At 53.8% G+C, this 19,760-nt stretch carries 15 protein-coding genes and 1 tRNA gene; 2 read left to right on the top strand and 14 right to left on the bottom strand.

All coding sequences use genetic code 11. The features are described from left to right. Nucleotides 1-363 precede the first annotated feature (363 nt). The 3 genes from ACR0B5_RS12115 to ACR0B5_RS12105 all read right to left on the bottom strand — a co-directional run bounded on the left by ACR0B5_RS12115 (nucleotide 364) and on the right by ACR0B5_RS12105 (nucleotide 2,551). Nucleotides 364-1,977, bottom strand: a complete 1,614-nt coding sequence (locus tag ACR0B5_RS12115; RefSeq protein WP_480540683.1) for a DNA primase family protein — start codon at nucleotides 1,975-1,977, stop codon at nucleotides 364-366. After that, the gene (locus ACR0B5_RS12110) at nucleotides 1,977-2,297 is read right to left on the bottom strand and encodes a hypothetical protein (protein ID WP_480540681.1); all 321 of its coding nucleotides are present in this window, start codon (nucleotides 2,295-2,297) and stop codon (nucleotides 1,977-1,979) included. The genes ACR0B5_RS12115 and ACR0B5_RS12110 overlap by 1 nt, the downstream gene beginning before the upstream one ends. A 113-nt stretch (nucleotides 2,298-2,410) precedes the next feature. Then, entirely contained in the window at nucleotides 2,411-2,551 is a 141-nt protein-coding gene (locus tag ACR0B5_RS12105; protein WP_480540679.1) for a hypothetical protein, read from the bottom strand. An 82-nt stretch (nucleotides 2,552-2,633) separates the two neighbouring features. Between ACR0B5_RS12105 and ACR0B5_RS12100 the strand changes: the two genes are divergently transcribed. Continuing rightward, nucleotides 2,634-2,747, top strand: a tRNA-Cys gene (locus ACR0B5_RS12100). A gap of 181 nt (nucleotides 2,748-2,928) precedes the next feature. On the opposite strand, the gene ACR0B5_RS12095 is transcribed toward ACR0B5_RS12100, so the two are convergent. From ACR0B5_RS12095 to ACR0B5_RS12060, 8 genes are all read right to left on the bottom strand, one after another. After that, nucleotides 2,929-6,342 (bottom strand): DEAD/DEAH box helicase, encoded by a 3,414-nt coding sequence (locus ACR0B5_RS12095; protein WP_480540677.1) that lies wholly within the window; start codon nucleotides 6,340-6,342, stop codon nucleotides 2,929-2,931. After that, the gene (locus ACR0B5_RS12090) at nucleotides 6,329-7,099 is read right to left on the bottom strand and encodes a Hachiman antiphage defense system protein HamA (protein WP_480540675.1); all 771 of its coding nucleotides are present in this window, start codon (nucleotides 7,097-7,099) and stop codon (nucleotides 6,329-6,331) included. Before ACR0B5_RS12090 ends, ACR0B5_RS12095 begins: the two co-directional genes overlap by 14 nt. A 234-nt stretch (nucleotides 7,100-7,333) precedes the next feature. Continuing rightward, nucleotides 7,334-8,218: a DUF6339 family protein gene (locus tag ACR0B5_RS12085; RefSeq protein WP_480540673.1), complete on the bottom strand. Its 885-nt coding sequence runs from the start codon at nucleotides 8,216-8,218 to the stop codon at nucleotides 7,334-7,336. After that, nucleotides 8,215-9,093 carry a hypothetical protein gene (locus ACR0B5_RS12080; protein ID WP_480540671.1) on the bottom strand — a complete coding sequence of 293 codons (879 nt, stop codon included), beginning with the start codon at nucleotides 9,091-9,093 and terminating at the stop codon, nucleotides 8,215-8,217. The genes ACR0B5_RS12085 and ACR0B5_RS12080 overlap by 4 nt, the downstream gene beginning before the upstream one ends. Before the next feature lie 29 nt (nucleotides 9,094-9,122). Further along, on the bottom strand, nucleotides 9,123-10,970 hold the full coding sequence (locus tag ACR0B5_RS12075; protein ID WP_170703485.1) for a hypothetical protein: 1,848 nt from the start codon (nucleotides 10,968-10,970) through the stop codon (nucleotides 9,123-9,125). Next, entirely contained in the window at nucleotides 10,970-11,980 is a 1,011-nt protein-coding gene (locus ACR0B5_RS12070; RefSeq protein ID WP_480540669.1) for a PD-(D/E)XK motif protein, read from the bottom strand. The genes ACR0B5_RS12075 and ACR0B5_RS12070 overlap by 1 nt, the downstream gene beginning before the upstream one ends. Continuing rightward, nucleotides 11,970-14,603, bottom strand: coding sequence for a Z1 domain-containing protein (locus tag ACR0B5_RS12065; protein ID WP_480540667.1), 2,634 nt, complete (start codon nucleotides 14,601-14,603; stop codon nucleotides 11,970-11,972). The genes ACR0B5_RS12070 and ACR0B5_RS12065 overlap by 11 nt, the downstream gene beginning before the upstream one ends. Nucleotides 14,604-14,891: 288 nt before the next feature. Beyond that, nucleotides 14,892-16,448 (bottom strand): DNA cytosine methyltransferase, encoded by a 1,557-nt coding sequence (locus ACR0B5_RS12060; protein ID WP_480540665.1) that lies wholly within the window; start codon nucleotides 16,446-16,448, stop codon nucleotides 14,892-14,894. A gap of 73 nt (nucleotides 16,449-16,521) precedes the next feature. Here ACR0B5_RS12060 and ACR0B5_RS12055 point away from each other — a divergent pair, with 73 nt between their 5' ends. Continuing rightward, nucleotides 16,522-16,983 (top strand): very short patch repair endonuclease, encoded by a 462-nt coding sequence (locus tag ACR0B5_RS12055; protein ID WP_480540663.1) that lies wholly within the window; start codon nucleotides 16,522-16,524, stop codon nucleotides 16,981-16,983. 532 nt (nucleotides 16,984-17,515) lie between these two features. Here ACR0B5_RS12055 and ACR0B5_RS12050 read toward each other — a convergent pair. From ACR0B5_RS12050 to ACR0B5_RS12040, 3 genes are all read right to left on the bottom strand, one after another. Then, nucleotides 17,516-18,874, bottom strand: a complete 1,359-nt coding sequence (locus tag ACR0B5_RS12050) for a virulence-associated E family protein (protein ID WP_480540661.1) — start codon at nucleotides 18,872-18,874, stop codon at nucleotides 17,516-17,518. Then, on the bottom strand, nucleotides 18,861-19,052 hold the full coding sequence (locus ACR0B5_RS12045) for a helix-turn-helix transcriptional regulator (RefSeq protein WP_480540659.1): 192 nt from the start codon (nucleotides 19,050-19,052) through the stop codon (nucleotides 18,861-18,863). Before ACR0B5_RS12045 ends, ACR0B5_RS12050 begins: the two co-directional genes overlap by 14 nt. A gap of 72 nt (nucleotides 19,053-19,124) precedes the next feature. After that, on the bottom strand, nucleotides 19,125-19,760 hold the full coding sequence (locus ACR0B5_RS12040) for a hypothetical protein (protein WP_480540657.1): 636 nt from the start codon (nucleotides 19,758-19,760) through the stop codon (nucleotides 19,125-19,127).

The raw sequence follows: 19,760 nt of genomic DNA, 5'->3' as shown, positions 1-19,760 counted from the left end.
GTCACGCAACGCATCGTGATCAGATCACACACGTGACGTGATCGAAGACATCACAGACAAAATAGGTAGGGGGCACCTATAGCATTGCGAATATATCTTATCCTGATCGTCCGTTGCCGTTGGTGGTTGGTGGGCTGTCGATTACGTGTCGTGTGGTTCGTATCCTATAGGCGTTTGACTAGTGGATTTGGCTGGTGTGGTGGCTGGTGGTGGCCCGATTTGGATCCCGTTGGTGGGGGTTTTCCAGTGTTCCAGTGTTTCCCTTATCCGACGTATAGTATTATACGTGCGACGCGCACATATCATGTGTATATACATACGTCTGATAAGATAGCGATTGGAACATTGGAACACCCATTGATTTTAATGGATTTTTTTGGGCAGTGGTGTGCAACCGGGTGGCATCGTAGGTACCGACGGCATCACGCTGGGCGGCGTCACCACACCAGCAGGTCGTAACTCAACGCCTCTGAAACATGAAATTGGGCTGTCATTGTTCGTCATTTCACCCACACGCATCTTGCTGGATGCGTACCCGTGGCTTTCCATATCCTTCTTGATCTGTGGTGCGGACATCAGACGCATGCCATTTTCCACACGCCACGCGTTGTAGCGGCTGACGAATTGGTCCTTTGGTGTACCACAGCGGGTGTCTGTCAGGTCCACACGCCCGTGTTCACGAATGAAGGTACCCAGCAGGTCTTCGTCTGCCATGTAATCTTCTACAGCAGCCGTCACAGCCGCTGGTGGGTTCAGACCGTCACGTTGCCACGCAAGGCAACCGTCGATCAGCCAACGCAGGATTGCGGGTGCTTCGGAACGCAGCTTGTTGGGCAGATCGGGATCGCGCTGGTCAGGGGGAATGTAGACCGTGAACGGGATCATCAGGATACGATCACGGATCGCCGGGTCCACACCGCGCAGCGCGGGTTTGTTGTTGCCCGCGATGGCCAGCAGGAACTGGGGCATGAAATCGAAGAAATCGCCCCGCATGAACCGTGCGGTCAGCACGTCGCCCCCGGTGGCATCTTTTAGCTGCACTTCGTTCCAGAACGCACCGCGCGGAATCTCACTGCCGAACACGAACCGCTTACCGACCAGACCGGCCAGATTGGTTGAATGCTCCGGCGTCTTCGATTCGAGAAACACGCTGGCCGGTGCCTTGCGGGCGTACGGCCCCAGAATGTCCATCACGGTGTTCAGGAACGTGCCTTTGCCGTTGCGGCCCGTGCCGTACAGGAACGCAAATTTATGTTCCGATACCAGCCCGGTCAGAGCGTAGCCAAACAGACGTTGCAGGAACGCGATCAACGCCTGATCACCAGCCATGACCGTGTGTAGAAATGCGTTCCAATGTGGTGCGGCATTACCAGGTGCGGACGGATCGACCGCAACGCAACGTGTGATCAGATCGTCAGCGTTGGCCAGCCTGTGTTCCCCGGTGCGCAGATCGATGGTGCCAGACGGCGTCCCCAGCAGCCACGGGTCTTTGTCCAGATCATCCGACAGCACCACCATGTCGGGGTTCGACTTCATCATTTCGCGGATCGCGTTGACGGTCGCCTTGCTGGTCAGTTCCTTTGCCGCCTGCGCGGCCCATTTAAGCGTTTTCTCGGCCTTCTTGGTATCCGTCTCGGCCTGTGCCACCCCAGCGGCCCATTCGATGATCTGGCGAGCCTTGAGACGCAGATATGATCGCACGTAGGTGTAACTGGCCAGCTTTTCGTCTTCGGCCCAGTGTGAGTCATTCCAGAACAGAAACCGTTCACGTTCCGGCCAATACCGCGCCCCCCGGTTCCATCCGACCAGCCCCATTTCCAGCGCAATCGTATCGTGCGCCAGATCGGGCAATTGGCCATCCAGCAGTGGCGGGATCGGCTGCGCCTGTAATTGATCAAACCGGATCGCTGCGGCCCGTATACGGTCCTGTTCGGCCTGCGTGAGCATTTGCGGGGCTGCGGGTATCGGCTTGGTCATCACTGTTCCCCTTGCGGCAGCGGAAAGGTTGCGGCCAATTCCGGCGCGATCTGGTGAAGGTCGGACCGCAGGATCATTGTAAACGCGTTGGATTCGTTGCGGTCGCCCCTGACACTCACGTTCAGATAACGGTCGTCTTGTCGGTTGGGGTAAATGCCATCGATCCGGTCAAAGCGTTCCGTGCCTTGGAAATCACCGAACACTGGCAGGTCTTTGGGCTGGATCAAGTTGCCGTCAAAGTCGCGGTACGCATAGCCGCTGGTGAAGGTCCGAATCCACTGGGTTTGCCGTTGGCAGTTACAGTTGTTATTGTGGGTCATCTTTTACTCACAATCCTATGTTGGCCCGGTTGGCGTTGCTGCGCTGCCGGGTCTTTCTTTGCCGGTGGTTCGCGTCAGTTCAGGCCAGCCACACCGGCCCCCACCGGCTATGGCTACTTCTCCAAATGCAGATGCTTGGCCAGCTTATCTTCGGCTTCGCGCAACGCGGCACGTGCGGCCTGAATCTCACAGATCAGGTCGTTTGTTTTGGCGTCGTGTTTCTTGCCGTTTTTGATGCTGGTGGGTGTCTGCATAGCTGCATGAAGCTATCATCAAACTTGATTCAACACCCATCAAAATATGTGGGATTATAGAAATTGTGCTATATGTTACAAGGGCTTAGAGACTTGCTGGACATCGAACAACTTTACCGCGAAGAAATCCGCAAACACCTACAACAGATCGATTGCAAATCCGTGTACACCGGTTCGATTCCGGTACTCGCCTCCAATTTTTTTCATAAGATACTGTTTTTATTGAGTTTATTACTAAATTTCTCTAAGAGAATTTCCACCTACCCGCCCAACAGCAAAGCGATTGAGTATGCAAAATTCTTTTGCGGCATAAGGGTTTAACCAAAAAGTTGGTCGTCTGCTAAATCATTCCTTGAAGGCAGTTAATTGATACCCAGTCAGCGCGGCGACCAATTCGCGAGTGAACGCCCCAAACGACGGATGATTGCCTGATTGCTGCCTCGTTCAAATCGGGCGTGCAACACGCTTGGATCGCGGTCAACCATGGTTCGTCGCAACTTGAGAACTCGATCGAAGTCTGGTGTTAAAACCCACACAGAATTGTCTGTTTTATCAACCTCAACCCGATACTGGAAACCAGGAACGGGCGCGATCTGCTTTGTGGCCGGATCGACATTTCTGCGCCATTCACGGGAAGTCCAACGCTGACTGGTGCGATTTAGCATGTCTTCCCTGAATGCTGTCCAAACATCGTTTGTCTCGGGTGTTGGCCACTCCCCACCATCCGTCAGCGCGACAATTTCGTTGGTTTCAAGCCAAGCAATAAGGCCATCGTTGTCAGTGAACACCGGTTCCTGATCGACTATTGCGTTGAGCGCCGCCGACCTTGAAGGAAGTCCGGCGCGAACGATCAATGCCATTGTGTAGCGTGGCAGACCAGTTTCGAGACAGGCAGCTGCGGTCCCGGCAATAGTCTCCGGCTGCCAGCCAAGGGCTATACGCCGAGTGCGGAGGGCTTCCAGCGCCCAAATTAAGCGGTAGTTCAAGACCTCCTCAATGAAGCGCATGCTATCCGGACCAATCTCATACAAAGGTGTTCCCGATATCCACGCAGCGAGAATGTCACGCCAGTCGTCCGGAATGGGGTCATCCGGCACGAAGGGTCGGATCGAGAGCAGGTGCTCCGCCAGTGCCGTTAATGACGCAACTAGAACTTCGGCATCACCCGGCAGGGCCGCCTCGTCAGCCTGGTCGAGCAGTATTGCGAGATCGTCCGCCATCGCGTCAAGGGTTAATCCAGATTCAAGCCCAACTCCCATGGCGAAATGCCCGCGCCTCTGGTCCACAGTTGTTTGAGACCAAATTAGCACCGAGCGAGACCTGAACAATTCGAGCTGGCGTGCTCGCAAGTCGTCGCCGCGGCGGGCAAGTTGGCGAGCCCAAAGCGAGCCGTTTAGTGCCTGGTCAATTAGCTGTGGCAAGTCCGCTTCGTCAGCATCCAGCGCTTCGACAAGTCCAAAGATCGCGTGATCGAGTTTTTCTACAAGATGTTCGAAAGGTTCGTCGTCTTCCTCATCTACATTGATGTCCCACGCACCGCGGTTATTGGCTAGGTACTCAAACGCGTCGTCGCGATTCAGCGTTCCACTGCGGGCCAACCGATTTAGAATTTCACTTGCGATTTGAATGAGTCCGCTTTCAAGCGTCCGGGCTCTTGATGCGTTCACAAGTTCGCGCCACGCCTGTCTTCGCCAACGCTGAGGTTCAAACATGACGTGAATTACGAGCCCTTCGAGATCGACAAACGCCCGACCGGCTCGTCCGGCGACGTTCGCAAATTCCTCTCCGGTGAGCGGCATTCCCGCGCGATACAAAGTTGGCACCAGTAGGACCGCTGCGTTCAAGTTGAGACCCTGGGCAAGCGTGGGTGATGCAACGGTCACAGTCAAAACACCTTCGTTGAGCAGGCGCTCAATTTCGCGAAGAAATGGGTTTGGCAGCCGCGCATGGTGAATTGCGACCCCGAGCTCTAGGCACCGGACGGCGGGATGTTCTGCACCAAGCCACTCGGCCCCAACGGATTTCGCTCGCTCGATGGCGTCCTCTTCCTCAAGAAGCGGAGCTATAAAGCCACGCTGTGCGAGATCGACTATGCGTTTCGCGTAGCTCTCGACATGATCGCGCTGCGTACAGAACAACAACGTGCGCTTACCTTCCCCTGCGAATTGCCATGCAGCAGCGACAGTCAGCTCTGGATTATCTCTAGGAAAAGACGTTCTTCGTGGAGCAATAGGAGGCTGCTCTGTGACGAAGTTGTTGATAAAAGGTCCATCATCATCGAGATCGAAAGTCAGGCGTGCCCCCTGTCCAGCCCACGCCAGCGTTCCGAATTTTTGACGTGTGGGACGCCAACCTGACTTCACCGGCTCACCCTCCGCATCGCTGCGGACCCATGCTGTCAAATCGTCGAGTTGCTCGCCGTCCGGCAAAATAGCGGACAGGCACACGATACGCCGCTGATCAGCATCCTGCCGTCGAAGCAGTCTTTGCACCAATATTTCATAGCGGAGTTCGCGCTCACTTGGCCCAATCAGATGTCCTTCATCGAGTACTATCAAACCGATATCATCGAGCAACTCCGGGTCGCTCCTTAGCGCGAAATCCAACTTTTCCGGTGTCGCAATGACGATGTCGCGTGAACGCAGAGCGTCCTGATCACCAGGCATCGCGCCGCTTGCTCCGTAGAGCGAGGAAACAGAAAAACCGAGGGGACCGAATGTTCTCCTGAACGAACGCTCTGTTTGCGCCGAAAGTGCCCGTAGCGGCGTTACGAGCAAAACCCGCTTCTCCGCACTGAGCGACATCAACGTGCAGATTTCTGCGACGCGGGTCTTTCCGGCACTCGTGGGTAGGGCCACGACGAGATCGTCCGCCAAATCGGTCGCTCGCCGTGCAGCACCGATTTGTGAAGGCCAAAGCTCTACCTCAGCTGTCCTGCGGGCATAAAGAGACGCAAGAAACATCTCACGCAGATTGTCATAGTCGCCCGCCCCGTCCGGCCCGTCTTCAGGCAGGATGCGGTGCAGGCTGTTGGACCACAAATCGTCAATCAAATTGACCGCAACCCGTATGATCCACCACATTGAAACCGCACCAACGTTTCTTGCTACACGCAGACTGCGCTGCAGGATCGAAGCGGCTTCAACCCGCATCGCATCATTGCCGGTCAATATTGCAAATTCGAAGAATGCGAAGGCGCGAAAAACTGACGTGGTAAGGATGATCGAGAACGCGTCATCAAAATCGCTTTCGTCATCCTCTAACTTTGCCTTAACGGCATCGTCGCTGTGTTCTTCGCTTCCTAACCACGCCTCGGACTCCTGGCGAAGCGTCCCGAGATCACTTAGAAGCAATCTAACAATGGCCCGCTCTGCCGGGGCGAGATTTGCCTCTTCCTCGGCCTGGCTCATTAGCGAGTATGCCATCGCGGCGTACCCGGCTAGATGATAGGAAGCCGCGCCCATGACACGCCAGAAACCGCGTTGAAGCGCGTCGGGCGAGCTATTTCTTACAAGTGCTTCGAAGGCATTTCCGGCTTTTAAAAAGCCGTCGCGGTAAACGTCCGCATCACCTTCCTGGCTTTCGCGCAACGCGAGCGACGCCCTTAGCAACGAAAAACCATATTCAGAAAGATCGGTATCGAGAGTGACTGCAAACGGCGGCGCGCCTTCGGGTAGTTGTCCTTGTCGCCTGATGATCGCACGGGCTTCGCCTCGGGCAAGCAGTCGCCCGCGAATATTAGGCTGCGCGACCGCACCGATAAATTCCTGAAGTTCGTCAATCGTCTCCAAGGTTTTCCGCCTCTTCATAAACCCAGGCAATGAACTCCTGGTGATCGTCGATTCTCAAATTCACTGAGATGTAGCCGTGATCGCCGTCAACACCATTGAGATCAGTTTCGAGTTCCGCGCGGCGATCGTTCCCTGTCAGCGTGAACAGACCGTGCGTTACCTGCTGCGCGCGGATCGTGCGCCTACCCATCGCGTTTCGGATTTCGCGACCGAGCGCTTTTTCTACTTCATTTCCTTCTAGCAATCGATCTGCAACGAAAAGGAGCGAGATCGGAGTCGGACGGCCATCGTCATACCCTAGTCGTTCCCGTGCTTCAGTGATAACTCCTCGACCCATGTTGCGACCGCTTTTCGCTTCGCCTTTTAGGTAGTTCAGGCGCCTGTCTGTAGCCTCGATTCCAAGAAAATCGTCACCACGCAGCGCCATTTCACGACCGTCTTTGTAGCGGAGACGGCGAACCGGAACGCGAAAATTTGTCTGGTGCTCCACAAACTCGGTAGCCAGGATTTCTCCAACCTCACCGGAACGCTTTTTTGCATCTTGTGGCATCCGTTCACGGAGAATGTTAGCAGCTCCGGGAAATCCAAGCTCGGCGATGTCGTCAGAAATGTTTTTGGGATCGTCGTAGTGGCCGCGGACACGGTTAATAAGGTCGACCTCGACGGTAGCGCGGCCCCCTTCTCTTTCAACAAGCATGTACAGGCGTTTGCGGTCGCCATGATCTGTTTCTTCAATGTTTAACCAGTCTTCAATCATTTTGGGCTTTTGGCAGTTCTAAATCTAGGTCGAAGGTGTGAAACCAAGGAGTGTTTGATTATAAAATTCCGCATTCTTTGCCCAAGTTGTAACGAATGTTGGTGCCTGCACCCGATATCTTGATCTGTAGGTCTTCAGGAACTGTTGTTTCTTAGCCCGGCTTTTTCGCCAAAGGGCATGCATTTGTTCGCAAAAGAATTGCAAACACACTGGAATGCTCAATGACATCATCCTTTACCTTCCAAGCCAAGAAGACCAACTTCTTTTGCGCTTAACAGAGGCCTTTGCCCCCTGCTCTTCGGCCGCCGTCTCTCTGGAAGTTCCAATATCTTTTTCTTGGAGCTTAACAACGCGCGAGGACTCCCTAGTTGACTTCAGACCCTGAGCAGCATGATCGAAAAACTCGTCGAGCAATATCTCTAGCTCGGGTTTTGGAAGCATTGAGAGACTACGTATCTCATTCCGAATTCTTAGACGAAGTATGGCTGAACGCATTACGTCTTCCATTTGACTTCTGCCAAGTCGGTCGCTCGCCCTGACCCACGCTTCAGCAAGCTCTCTGGAAAGGATTGCATCCGCACCAATGCTGGGTCTTTCCGTTATTTGAACCAGTGCATCCTCGGTGAGACTGTCCAGAAGCCCCCAGCGGTCTTGGGTTGTCTCACCCCTGTCGAGAACACGAGCCCGCATCCAAAGGCGTTGAAAAGTATTACGTATCCCACCGAGATAGCGCTGCCTCGAATTGCCGAAGCGCCAATGAACTATGTCGGGCGCCACGACGACGCCCACAAAACACCACACATCATCTCGCAACGCCTCGCCTGTTTTCAGGAGAGGATGCTTGACCAGCCAGGCTCCGAGGGCTGCATCAAATTTCGCCTGTGTGGCTCTCGCATCGCGTGTTCCAAACCCAAACTCCTCTGCTACTAGAACAATGCCACTTCGAAATTCCCGAAGCTGCAGTGGATCGACAGCTGAACCACCTGTAGACGCAAAACGTGCCTCGTCTGGAAGGCTTGTCGGATCAAAACCCGGCCAATTCAGATCGTCGCCGTCGAACAACGCATCAAGCATACTCTCGGCGGAAGGTCCTGGTAGTCGTGGCAGCAGAAAGCTCATTCTTCGCCACCCCGCTGTTCTGCAAGAGCATGTATTGCTGCCCGGAAGGTGCCGGGACGAGATTTCATTTGAGATTGAACAAAGCCAAGATCGCATTCGGGCCACGCCGCCCTGATCCAGCTGGCCGCCTGGGACCCCAGCGATCCTTCCTCGAACCCTTGCGCAAGGGTTACGCAATCATCAAGTGCAAGAAATCTTTCGCATACCTGGCCCATGACATCAGCCATGATGGCCCTTAGCGTTTCCGGATCACCTTCGGTCACCCTATCGATGAAACCTGAGTGGTTCTTGTTCAAGTAAAGACGCATTGAACCGTGAAAATCTCGTGACCAGTCTCCCGGCGACCAGTGGACATACCAAGGCGCGGATACGGCAATGCTTCCAGAAAGCAAGTTTCCGAAATCAGCCACTTCAATTGGAAACCTAGGCTCCTCACCTTCGAGACGAACACGGAGCGTTTCATGCCAGACTCGTTCATACGGTTTTGACGGCGAGAGGGTGCCTAGATCCATGGGAGCATTTTCAATCACGATCTCGGTCCTCAGATCGAGCACGGACGAGAGCTCATGGCCAAGAATTTCAAGGTCGAGAACGATGGTATCTGTGTCATCGCCAAATGGATGCTCTTGCTGAGAAATAACTGATCTGGGCAAGCGGCCGACACCGGTACCCGCCCTTACACAAAGCGAAAGGGCTAAATGGCTCTTCTGGATCGCAAGTTCTGCGGATGCCAAATCCTTATTCACGGAAACCGTTCGCTGCAGATATATGCGGGAGGCGTAGTCCCAGTCTGGAAGGTAATCACCAGCCGGAGCTTGCTCATTATCGTTGAGCCGCAGCATCCATGGCCCCGCATCGACTGCATGATCGCTCAACGTGAGAAACGGAAATGCGACACGAGACTTCATATGCCATCACCACTCTGGATTTCGGCATCTACCGTTACTGCGCACTCATCCGGTATGCGCACGACAATTTCATAGGTGCCGCTCGCGCCATCGATCATCAGCGTATCGCCAAGTTCGGCGCAGCTTCCATCTTCGGCCCTCAACTCAATTACTTCCGGGTTAAGGATAGTCTGGTCCAACTGGTGCGCCGCAGCGCCATCTATTGCCACTGAAGCCGACGCGTTTAGATTTCTTCCGCTGCAGTCAAAATCCTGCTGCACAGAAGTGGAGAACACTGCAACTTTCATGCCGTCCCGCTCTTCCAACCTCAAGAATACTGGCCTTGATGCACGCGCTCGAAGCGGCCTAGATGCACCTCCTCCACCATTGTTAGTTCTCGGTCGTCCAGCGCCTTCTCCGTCAACCCCCTCAAGAGCAGCGCCCAGCATACCGGACACTTTTGCAAGAGGTGGCGCGTCGCTTTCTTGATTGCGGCCAGATGCGGAAGGCAGCCCAATTTCCGCTGCACGAGCATCGAGCTTTCGAAGGGCGACATTCACGAACGTTTTGGCATGACCCCTCTCCAAATTACCTGGGATCCAGTCATCGTGTGCCGGGGGTTCCGAAAGTGCGAATGCGCGTTCTACTTCATCGTCCTCCGAAGTGAGAAACACGCCGGCCCATTCAAGGTTCTCGTCAGGCAATGCTGTGCCCTCTAGATACTTCACCACAAGCTGAACGGGCCTCATTAGGGCTATATGCCTTGAGGTCCTTCGGAAAAGGCTGTCTTCAACCACAATTGGCCTTCTTTCGCTCCTGAGCCCCTTCTCAATCGCAAGCCACCCGAGATCTCTCGAAGGGCGTTCAGAAAAAATCCTCTCAACCCCTACGCCCGACCGCGCTCTCGCCTTGCGCATCGCGCGGCAAAACAAATGAAGCGGTGGAAACAACTCCGGGTCCGGGATATCCAACTCTACACCGTCGACTTCCACACTGCAGGAAAACTGCATGCCGACTGGGGTGTCCTTCATCATCCGAGGCCAGAAGCTATAGAGAAGACCCTCGACAATCCTTTGGCCGACGGCAAAGAGGTCTTCTCCCTCAGGATTGAAGTCAAGCATCATGATGGAAGTACCGGACTGCCCGGGCATACGAGGCGGAAAGCCAAGTGCTTCAGCCAAGACTTTGGCATCAGAACCCAGCGCAGGATCAGCAATGCCGTCGTCTGGGTCGGCCACGCCCCACCAGTGGCGGCCGGTGAATTGCTTCTTGTAACCGTCTTCGGCGACCTCGTGCCTTGAGCCGACGTGGCATCCGATCACTCGACGTTCACCTCCGTGCTCTTCCGCAACTAGTGTATCTACGAGGATAGTTTGGCACTGACTTACTGCGTAAAGCGACGCCTTGCCAAATCCGTATGTACCGCCGCCGCGATCAGTGTCGCGAGGTGCGCCTATATTTCTCAGAAAGTTAATGAAATCGTTCTGTTCCACGCCAAGTGGGATCCTGTCCGCCCGTGTTGGTCCGCCAAGCCCCGTGGTTCCGAAGTCACAGATCTCTAGAACAACCTGCTCTTCCTTTTCGAGAAAGTCATTGAACTTCTTACGAGAGTTCAGTTCGTCAGGAAGGTGGTACAGTACATTGTTTCTCATGCAGTTACGCTGGTCGTCATTAAGACGGCGCAGTCTGATGCGAACCCCGGGGCCCTGGCCTAGCTTAGCGGCGTCCGCGATATTTTGAATCGCCTCGCGGATCACCGTCTGTAAGGGATCGGTGGAAGGCGTACCAAGCAATCGAAGGAAGTTCTCCCCAATGTTCCCTGTGCTTCCGTAAGGTTCCGAGTACAGGCTAAGCGTTACAGGCATTACAGGAAAAGCTCCTCGATCTTAGCCGTTTTGGCCGGGTCCACTCGAAATTCCTCTGCGGTTGAAAGATCAATGGAATAAGAGACGCTAGAAACACCTGTTGGTGGCGAACCCGCTGCGAGCATTGACGGCACCAGTCGCGGAAAACCCTCTTCGACGCAGAACAAGTTTTCGGCCTCCAGTCTGAAAGCTGTGTGGTTCCACGCAGGATCCCGAACTTCTTCGCAGCCAAGAGCTGAAAGTAGCTGCTGCAATTTTTCGGGCTCATTTGCCTTTCCAAGTGCGGCACTGCCGAGTGCCTCGACTGTAAGCATTCCCGCCATGACCGCTTCCAGCTCAAAGTGAAGAAGATGAAGACTGCCTCCCGCCGGTCTCTCCAGCTGGTTGAAGCCATTAATACCTATCGTGGTTCGCCCTTTGCTCAGGGACGTCTTCACTTCAAGAGAGTGCGATTCAGATGCGAAATCATGCCGGTCGCCCGCCGGACCGCGCCAGCTTTTCCACGCTGATGACTCTCGATCCAGCAACCGGTTCAAAAAAATCAACTCCCCCACCAGACCTGCGACTTGACTGATAGACGACTGCGTTGAGTTCGGCCTTACAAGCAGTGATCTGAACTCTTCAATGGTCGATTTGGCAGCTTCTTCGCAGCCCACACCACCAGCAACACGGGACAGGATTTCATTGCCCAATTCCGTAAACACGCGTTCCAGCTCATGAGCTCGGCAGGTGAGATCAAGGAAGCGCTGTTGTTTTCCCCCCTGAGTGTATACGGAAACCAAAATTTGCAGAGCTTCTGCTCCGACTACTTCCTTGCCTGACTCCCTGTCTGACAGCGGGAGTAGCAAACGCGCTTCCCCTTTGCCGCCGAGAGCAAATCGCACAGGACCATCTGCCGTCGATACCCCGGCCGGTAATGTCGCTATTTCCAGGCCTGACGAGTCAGAGGACCCCGCGCGCAGAATGGCCCATGCCTTGTCAACGGCTTGCTCATCTTCTTTACTCGACACCAGCTGCCTCCACCTGTGCTTTCTCCTCTGCCTCTATTTCTTCAATCTCATCCGCGGAAATCGTTTGGAGCTCCACCGATACGAAACTTGCACCCTCGGCGGTCGATCCCGGGAAAACGATCCCATAACCAAGGACGTCGTGCAGTGCATTCAGGGGCTCACGGACGTCACTTTTTCTTTTCGGCTCAGAGTTGCGATCAATCGCATAAAGTAGCAGCAGCGGGACCTGGCCAATGGTTTCCAGTCGTCTGTCTTTCACATCATCCCAGCTACCTGACCCATCAAGGTCGGCCGGGCAGTCGAACCTGATGTCAGCTTTCGACATAAGGGCCTTGATATCCGCCGAGTATCCGCTGTTTTCCAGTTTCGCACGATTCACGGTTTTTACTTGTCCGATCGGACCCAGCCCGACTTCTGACGGCGTACCAATCTGCGACTCCACTATACCTACATTCCAGCTTTTTAGTCGGTCATCAGACTGCCGCAGGAATGGCAGTAAAACGTCGGCCTTCAGTTCACTGTGATCACTGTGCGGAAGGTATTTTTCAAAGAAACTTAGGATCAGATTTCTTGGCACGCCTTCCCACAGACGATGTCGCCAATCCTTGTTTTCCAGGCCGAGACTGGATGCAGCGCCGAGAAGGTCTGCCCCCGCCTGCCAGTTCTGCTTGAGAACTGAAATATTCCTGTGCTCGAAACGGAAAGTCTGTCTGTGAGTGCCCCAGAAGCTAATGGCACAAGTCTTGGCCGAGCGTGTCTTGGTGGCTCCGGTGATTGCCATACCAGGAATTGCCCGGATCCGTACAGCGATATCCATAGGCGTCATGTCCTGCGCACTGTAGCGATCGATATCGCTTCTGATTTCCATCTCGACCCTGGCGAGGTTACGGAAGCGCAACTTGAGGTCTTCCGGCATCCAGATTCGCGGCAAGTCCTCATAGTTGGGGCGATACCCGAACCAGCGCCCCATTTGCAGGAGAGTGTCGTACTGATTGGCCGTTCGCAGAAAGTAGCTGACCATTAATCCCTCCAGCGTTAAGCCTCTGGCAAGGATCGAGCCACCGACAACGATGTAGGTCTTTGCATTTTGCTCGTAGTTAATCCTGTCGTCGCTGGCCCCGTTTTCTACAGGAAACTCGATTGCCTCAAGGACCTCGGGCAAATATTCAAAAATTTCGGTTACGGAGATGCTCTTTGCCCCGGTAATGTCCGCAGGCAATCGTCCATTCTCCTCGTCCCAGACCGCTGCAAGCTCTTTTCCAATTTCTGAGTTTCTGTCTGGAATATCTTCCGCATATTGTTCCACCCAGCCCGAGATAATGTTGGCCACTCGTTGATGCGCCACTACAAATGCTGAAGTATGCACCAGCATGGTCATGTGTTTTTCAGTATCGCCGCGAGCCCTTCGGGCCGCGCAACACGCCAGAAAATAAAGTACTGCCTTTTTCAGGCTTGGAGTCATTGCGGGATAAAAAGCTTCCCTGTCCTTCGCACTGCCGGGTTGAAGCGCCGTCTGATCTTCCTCCGGCACATCTCGGATCATATCTAGCCCTAGTTCCTCCGGGGTTTCATTGTCAGCATCGTCCGGCGGCACGCCGAACAGCTTCGCTGTGCCGAAATAGTTGTCCGACGAGGGCAGAGCAGTAATGAAATCTCTCGGATAAAGGTCATCAAGCCGCTCTCCTTTGTGTTCATCCACCCGGTAAGGATCGATGAGTACATTTGCAAAAGGGGTGGCAGTATATCCAACGTAAGTGACTGCAGGAAACTTCGTAAGCAGCCCTCGAATACGTTGATTAATCGCCGTCATGTCAAGTTCGCGGCTGGCCGCATTAACGCTGGCCTGATCGCATTCGTCGTCAATTACGAGCACCTTCAGTCGCCGCAAATGCGCCGGCAAAGTTTCATTGATTGCAATCTCCAGCTGCCCCAGCGGCGAAACGTTTTTCTTCACAACAGCCAGCTGAGATTTGTCTGTATGTGAGAGGAATCCGCCCTGCGCGGGTGCTCGAAAATCCAGCCCCTCGCTGTTTGCCGTGAGAACTTGCCAGTTCAGCGGTCGCCGTTTAACGAGATCGCCGTACATCCTCATTTGGGTCTGGTAACGCAACTTGTTTGTCAGCCCCGCCAGAACAATGATTGTGTTGTATCCTGCATCAATCGCCTTCGCGATGACTGCAGTCATGTTCGCAGTTTTTCCGGACTGCACATGACCAACGACGAGCCCACGGCAATCGAATTGGTCTTGCTGCGGATTGTCCAGTAGCGACACAACTTCGTTCGAGGCGTGATCGATGCCGTCGACATCGTCTTTATCCCAGCCTTTGCTTATCAGGAATTGCTTTAGGACCGGCCAGTGAAGATCTGTTGGTCTGGGACCAAAGTACCAGTCTGGTCGTTTACGAATCACCGACCGTTGGTGAAGGATTTCAATGTCCTCAAACTGTTTTTCGACTTCGAGACGGGCCAGCCTCAATTCTTCGGCATGATCCAGCGTATACCCCGGGAGAAGCACTTCGAGATCGTCTGTGACAGACTTTACCGCTGCATCCAGATCATTCACTCTGGGTAGTACATCAAGGATCTTTTTGACGAGTGTCTCAACCTGCGCGTCCAATTTCATTTATCCTTTTGCTCTTGCCTATATTCTGGCGGGCACAAGTGACAATGTCTCGAGTTGAGATTCAATCCCCTTCTGATTGAAATTGCCGAGGCCACCAATCTTTCTTTCGGGGGAAGAATGAAGTTGAAAGCTATTGATTTTACAGCCAAGAGCGGCACCAAGAGATAAAACACTTAAGTATACAAAGGATAACCTGAATGTGATGTTCTCTTGCGCCCGGAGTAAATTGACACGAATATTGGGTTCAAACCTTCGCACCAAGTGCCCCGGAGAACTGAAGCCGTTGCCTCATGGCAACAGCGCCACCAGAGCCTCGGCAATTTGCTTGGCCAAAAATGGCGGAACAGCATTTCCAACTTGAACGTATTGCTGAGTTCTGTTGCCGAGGAACAGGTAATTGTCAGGAAAAGTTTGCAATCGCGCAGCCTCTCGCACAGTCAGGCTTCTGCACTGTTTTGGATCCGGATGGATGTAATAGTGCCCGTCCTTGGCTATGTGACTTGTTATTGTCTTTGACGGTTCGTCCCAGTTTTGAACCCGAAACCGATCGGCGAATTTACCAGTCTTCCAGCTGCGATGGTTCGGAGCCAGTTCATCAGGAAAATCCGGAGCTTTGGGAGCCCGCCCAAACACGTCTGAGAATACTGAGCAGAAAAGGTAACGCGCGAGATCACTCTTCATGTGGCCTCGTGTCTCGTGCTGCGAAAGCAGAGGCATCCTTGGATCAGTCAGGAATTCGATGAGCGAACCAGGCCTATCCCTGCTCTCAATTGCCAGCTCGTATTCTCCACTCTTCCTCGACAGCGGATTGTTCTTTCTTTGGTGAAACTTTGCTACGGTTCCGACTGTCTTTTTCCACTTTTTTCTTTCAGCCGCGGATCCAATCTGAAGCTGCAATGAAGAAAGGAAATCTGCGGCCTCGAGAACCGTCTTCTGCCAGTCCTCTGCCGAGTCTTTGCGGCTCAAACCACTTCTGATTTGCGGCAGTCCCTTGAGCACCGTGCTGACAGTGTTCGTACCTTCAAAGTTCAGCACAGATTCGTAGTCTGTGTCGTCCAGCCTGTCTGCAATGTCGGCCCTCAGACCTACGACAAAGACACGATGCCGTGCCTGCGGGATCGCATGCTGCTCAGCACGAACAATAAAATCATGCGGGTCCGGACCAAGAGTTGAAGCGGTTTTGCCGTATCTGTTTGGGACCAAAGCCAGCAACCGATAACCGCCTTCCTCACTGCCAACGCTTTGCAGGTCATCAAGAATGCGCTTGAAGATACCTGTGCCAGAAACCTTGGAAGACAGGATGCCCTTAACATTTTCCATAACAAATGCAGCCGGGCGAAGGCGATCCAGGATATCAATGTATTCCCGGTAAAGGTAATGTCTGCCGTCGTCTTCTGCATTGTATTCTGAATTACCCGCGTTTCGAGCTCTGCCAACCAGTGAGTATGCCTGACAGGGAGGACCGCCAATCAGAACAGTTCGCCCTCTGGCCGACTTTTTGATCCTGTCTATAGCAGGATTTATAAGGCTTGCGGCTTCCGGCGTTCCGAGGGTTGCGTGCAGAGCTTCCTTCTTAGCCTTCCTCCACTCACCAGGATATTTTTCAAAAAGTTCGTCCTGAGATATCGTTCCAGCCACGAACTGGTAATATTCGTCAGGCAACGTGCCAGGCGGGAACTGGCGAGTGAACGAGCGCAGGCTCAAGGTCTTGTGCGCGGCTTCCTCCATTTCGACAGAAAGCGCCACGTCGAACACGCGCTTTCCTTTTGCCAGGACCGATGAAAATCCTTCGGCCAGACCGCCAGGCCCTGCGAAGAGATCAACCACTTTGTAAGCTCGCGCCATGCCTGTTTTTTATCCTGACGATTGGAATTACACTTCTTACCAGGATGGTTGGAAATGACCAGGGATAAGATCGATGGCTGACATCAAAAGTTCCGCCGACCGTTCCAGAAACATGTCGCGGATTCGCAGCAAAAACACCGTTCCCGAGATGATCGTTCGAAAAGAACTTTTTGCACGTGGCTTTCGGTATCGGCTGCACGGAAGCCGCGCCATGGGATCGCCGGATCTTGTCTTTGTCAGTCGCAAGGCTGTTGTTTACGTACATGGCTGCTTTTGGCACCAGCATCCCGGCTGCAAAAACGCTGCAAGGGTAAAAGATGATGCGGACAGTAAATGGGCAAAAAAGCTAAGCGGCAACCGGGAAAGAGATCAAAAAAATTTGGAACGTGCCCTTTCAAACGGTTTCAGCGTCGCTACTGTCTGGGAATGCTCACTTGAACCTCGAAAGCGGCACAGCGAACAAAGGGCCATCACGCTCAACAGGCTCTGCAACTGGCTGAAGGACGACCGGCGATCACAGGTTGTGGATTTGTAGCATCTGTTCAACACCTGCCTGGCCGGGAAAAATGATCTGATCGAAAGGCTGAAGAGCGGTTTTCCATGGAACCGGAAGTTTCCAAGATGTCAGCCGTGAAGTCAGCGGATTAAGTAATTGAATTGGAGTCGAATTCTCGGGCACGCCGAAACAACTTCTCTAACTCCGGCTGACGTTTGCCCTCAGCATTTGCGGAACATATCTGTCTGCAAAAAACTGCCCGGTTGCGAAAAAAAATTTGCGAATGCGGATAGAGACGGGTCTGCGGGTATCCGGCTGGAGACTTTGAAACCACCCCCTCCAAGGTGCGCTCGCCAAGAAGCTAAGCAGTAGATGAAGTAGATGTATTCGCGTGAACTTGCTCAGAGAGCAGGTCGGACATGATCCGCTCTTACCCAACTTTTGAAAACAGTTTTATTTCATTTACTTAGCCGGCCGCGGAATACCAACACAATATCGGTCTACCTCCTCTACTGCCAGGTCCTCTCGGTGAAAGAACCTGGCTTCGTCTACTGCTCAATCGTTCCCAGGTTTAAGCTACCCGAACAAATCTGGTTGCGCCTTTATCCGGTCCGGAAGTGAACTGGCCGTCTCGCTGGTACCCAAGAGACCTCAGTATACCCGCCACCCTTTTTGTTTCGCGCTGCCCCATATTCTCACTGCGAAACCCGAGCGCTTCCGCCAGAATGGGTTTGCAGGCCACAAATTCCCGTCCTTCGCAGTACCGGGAAACTTCTACCACCCAGGGATCATCCTCGCCGCGCTCGGACTGCTCCAGAGAGGCCAGTTTGGAAATCTCCGCCGACAGCCACCATGCTTCGCCGGATTGGTATGCGCTTACCGCTTCCGCCCAAAGCTGGTCACGATCTCTTCGAACGCCCTCGACATCTATTGACCCGGTTCGCACGGGCCAAAACCGACGGTTCCCCGTTGAATCTCGCAAATAGTCATCTCGATTGGTTGTGCCGGCAAAAACACATCGGCGAGGTTCAACAATATCCTTACGGCCGTATGACGGGCGGTACTGCTCTATCTGTCTCGAGATAAACGCTTTGATTGCCTCGAAACTGGCCCGGTTCAGTGTTGCCAGTTCGGCCAGCTCAATTATCCACTTTCCACGCAGGAACTGCTTTGAGTCCTTGGATGAAATGTCAGGCAGAGAATCTCCAAAGAACTTTGGTCCTGCCAGCTCACGCAAAACTGAGCTTTTTCCACTGCCCTGATCGCCCTCCAGCACGATGCAGCCATCTGCCTTGCAGCCTGGAGAGAACACGCGAGCCACCGCCGAAATCATCCAGCACCGTCCAACTGCCACATTGTACGTGCTCTCCTCCGCGCCAAGATAGTTCATTAGCCACGATGACAGTCTGGGACGGCGATCCCATTCTAAACTCGCCAGCCAGTCTCTTAGCGGATCAACAGTATTTGCACCGGCAGCCGCCTGAATGGCATCCGCGACAGTGTTGCGCGTCGCATCCGGAAAACCATTTCGGTTGAACCAAACCTGAGCCTGAACAATATCGGTGTCCCTGATTTCACGGATTTCAAAATCTTGGATTTCGTCGGTCCCGGGCACAGGGCGGTACAGCATGTCGCATTGGAGAAAGGCATCGTGGCGAAGGCAGCCCTGCCAGTCCGAATGGTTTTCCAACATTGCGATCGCCGTGGCGGGGCACCAGACAGGCAACCCCTTGTCATTGCGGACGACCGGAATGTCCACATGACGGAACTTGAGGCCTCCGCCGGATTGCTGAGGTGTTCCTGATGTCAAACAGCTGGAAGCCCGCGGCGTGGCACGACCAGTAGCCACGTTTCCTGTGCTTGGATCCCATTCGACTCGCTGGGCCTTCTCCGCGGCTTCCAGAATTCGATTTCGCTTATCCCCTTGCATTGACGTGTCCCTCCGTCTTTGCGGTCTCCCAGCGTTCAAGCTCGTCGAGCCGCCAGCGGGTACAGCCGGGCGTTAGTTCCACGGGCCTGGGAAAACTTGGATCGGATTTGGCCCACCGCCACGGCGTTCCTCTTGAAACGCCATATCTTTTCGCCACCTGGCGATCTGAAAGATACATGATTGAACTCCATCGAATTGATGGATCCAAATTGGCACGCAGCGATTTTGCAGTCGGCACCCGTTCGCCGTGTCAATTCTGATGAAGGGGGGAAGTGTGGTCCAGCTCCAGCCACGAGTCATATGCCTTCGTCGGAGACGTATCGATCCCCAGAATACCAAAAAGCACTGCAAGGAACCTTGCCAGCGCGTGAGTTTCCTTGATGCCTTTGGCCGGCAAGTCCTGTCTGTTTCGCGCCGCCCAAAGAGGCGCTGCCAGAGCCACTACATGAAGTCTGTCCACATTGATCACACTGAGCGTTCGGCGCGTTCGCTCAGAAACCTCAATGTCTTTTCGCGCTGCAGCAACGAGCGTCCGCAGCTCTGAAGCATGCGCCAAAAGGTCCATAAAGAGGCGAACATGTCGCTCTTCACTCCTTTGCATGAAATCCAGAATCCCCTCGTCACTGTAGTCAGCTCCGAGGCCAAGGCGTGAATCCAGCCTTTTTCGCGCTGAGATACTCAAACTGTCGTAAACTCTTTTGTCGAGATGAGACAAACCGAGAATAAAACGGTCGAGCGCTTCCAGATCTTTTTTTCGGTCATATAACGTAAAGGGTTTCCAGCTCAGGAAGCTCAGGAAGTTGTTCACCATTTTTTCGAGGTTTGCACCCTCAACATCCAAATGAGCCTTAAAGGCTTCCACGAGCTGTTGTTCAACTTCAGGCAC

Source organism: Ruegeria sp. AG1 (assembly GCF_056541705.1).
This window is presented reverse-complemented; position numbering and strand designations above follow the sequence as displayed.

Excerpts from the sequence above, each read along its gene's own strand:
- ACR0B5_RS12115 (WP_480540683.1), bottom strand. The coding sequence starts at position 1,977 with ATGACCAAGCCGATACCCGCAGCCCCGCAAATGCTCACGCAGGCCGAA.
- ACR0B5_RS12110 (WP_480540681.1), bottom strand. The coding sequence starts at position 2,297 with ATGACCCACAATAACAACTGTAACTGCCAACGGCAAACCCAGTGGATT.
- ACR0B5_RS12105 (WP_480540679.1), bottom strand. The coding sequence starts at position 2,551 with ATGCAGACACCCACCAGCATCAAAAACGGCAAGAAACACGACGCCAAA.
- ACR0B5_RS12090 (WP_480540675.1), bottom strand. The coding sequence starts at position 7,099 with ATGATTGAAGACTGGTTAAACATTGAAGAAACAGATCATGGCGACCGC.
- ACR0B5_RS12085 (WP_480540673.1), bottom strand. The coding sequence starts at position 8,218 with ATGAGCTTTCTGCTGCCACGACTACCAGGACCTTCCGCCGAGAGTATG.
- ACR0B5_RS12075 (WP_170703485.1), bottom strand. The coding sequence starts at position 10,970 with ATGCCTGTAACGCTTAGCCTGTACTCGGAACCTTACGGAAGCACAGGG.
- ACR0B5_RS12065 (WP_480540667.1), bottom strand. The coding sequence starts at position 14,603 with ATGAAATTGGACGCGCAGGTTGAGACACTCGTCAAAAAGATCCTTGAT.
- ACR0B5_RS12060 (WP_480540665.1), bottom strand. The coding sequence starts at position 16,448 with ATGGCGCGAGCTTACAAAGTGGTTGATCTCTTCGCAGGGCCTGGCGGT.
- ACR0B5_RS12055 (WP_480540663.1), top strand. The coding sequence starts at position 16,522 with ATGGCTGACATCAAAAGTTCCGCCGACCGTTCCAGAAACATGTCGCGG.
- ACR0B5_RS12050 (WP_480540661.1), bottom strand. The coding sequence starts at position 18,874 with ATGCAAGGGGATAAGCGAAATCGAATTCTGGAAGCCGCGGAGAAGGCC.
- ACR0B5_RS12045 (WP_480540659.1), bottom strand. The coding sequence starts at position 19,052 with ATGTATCTTTCAGATCGCCAGGTGGCGAAAAGATATGGCGTTTCAAGA.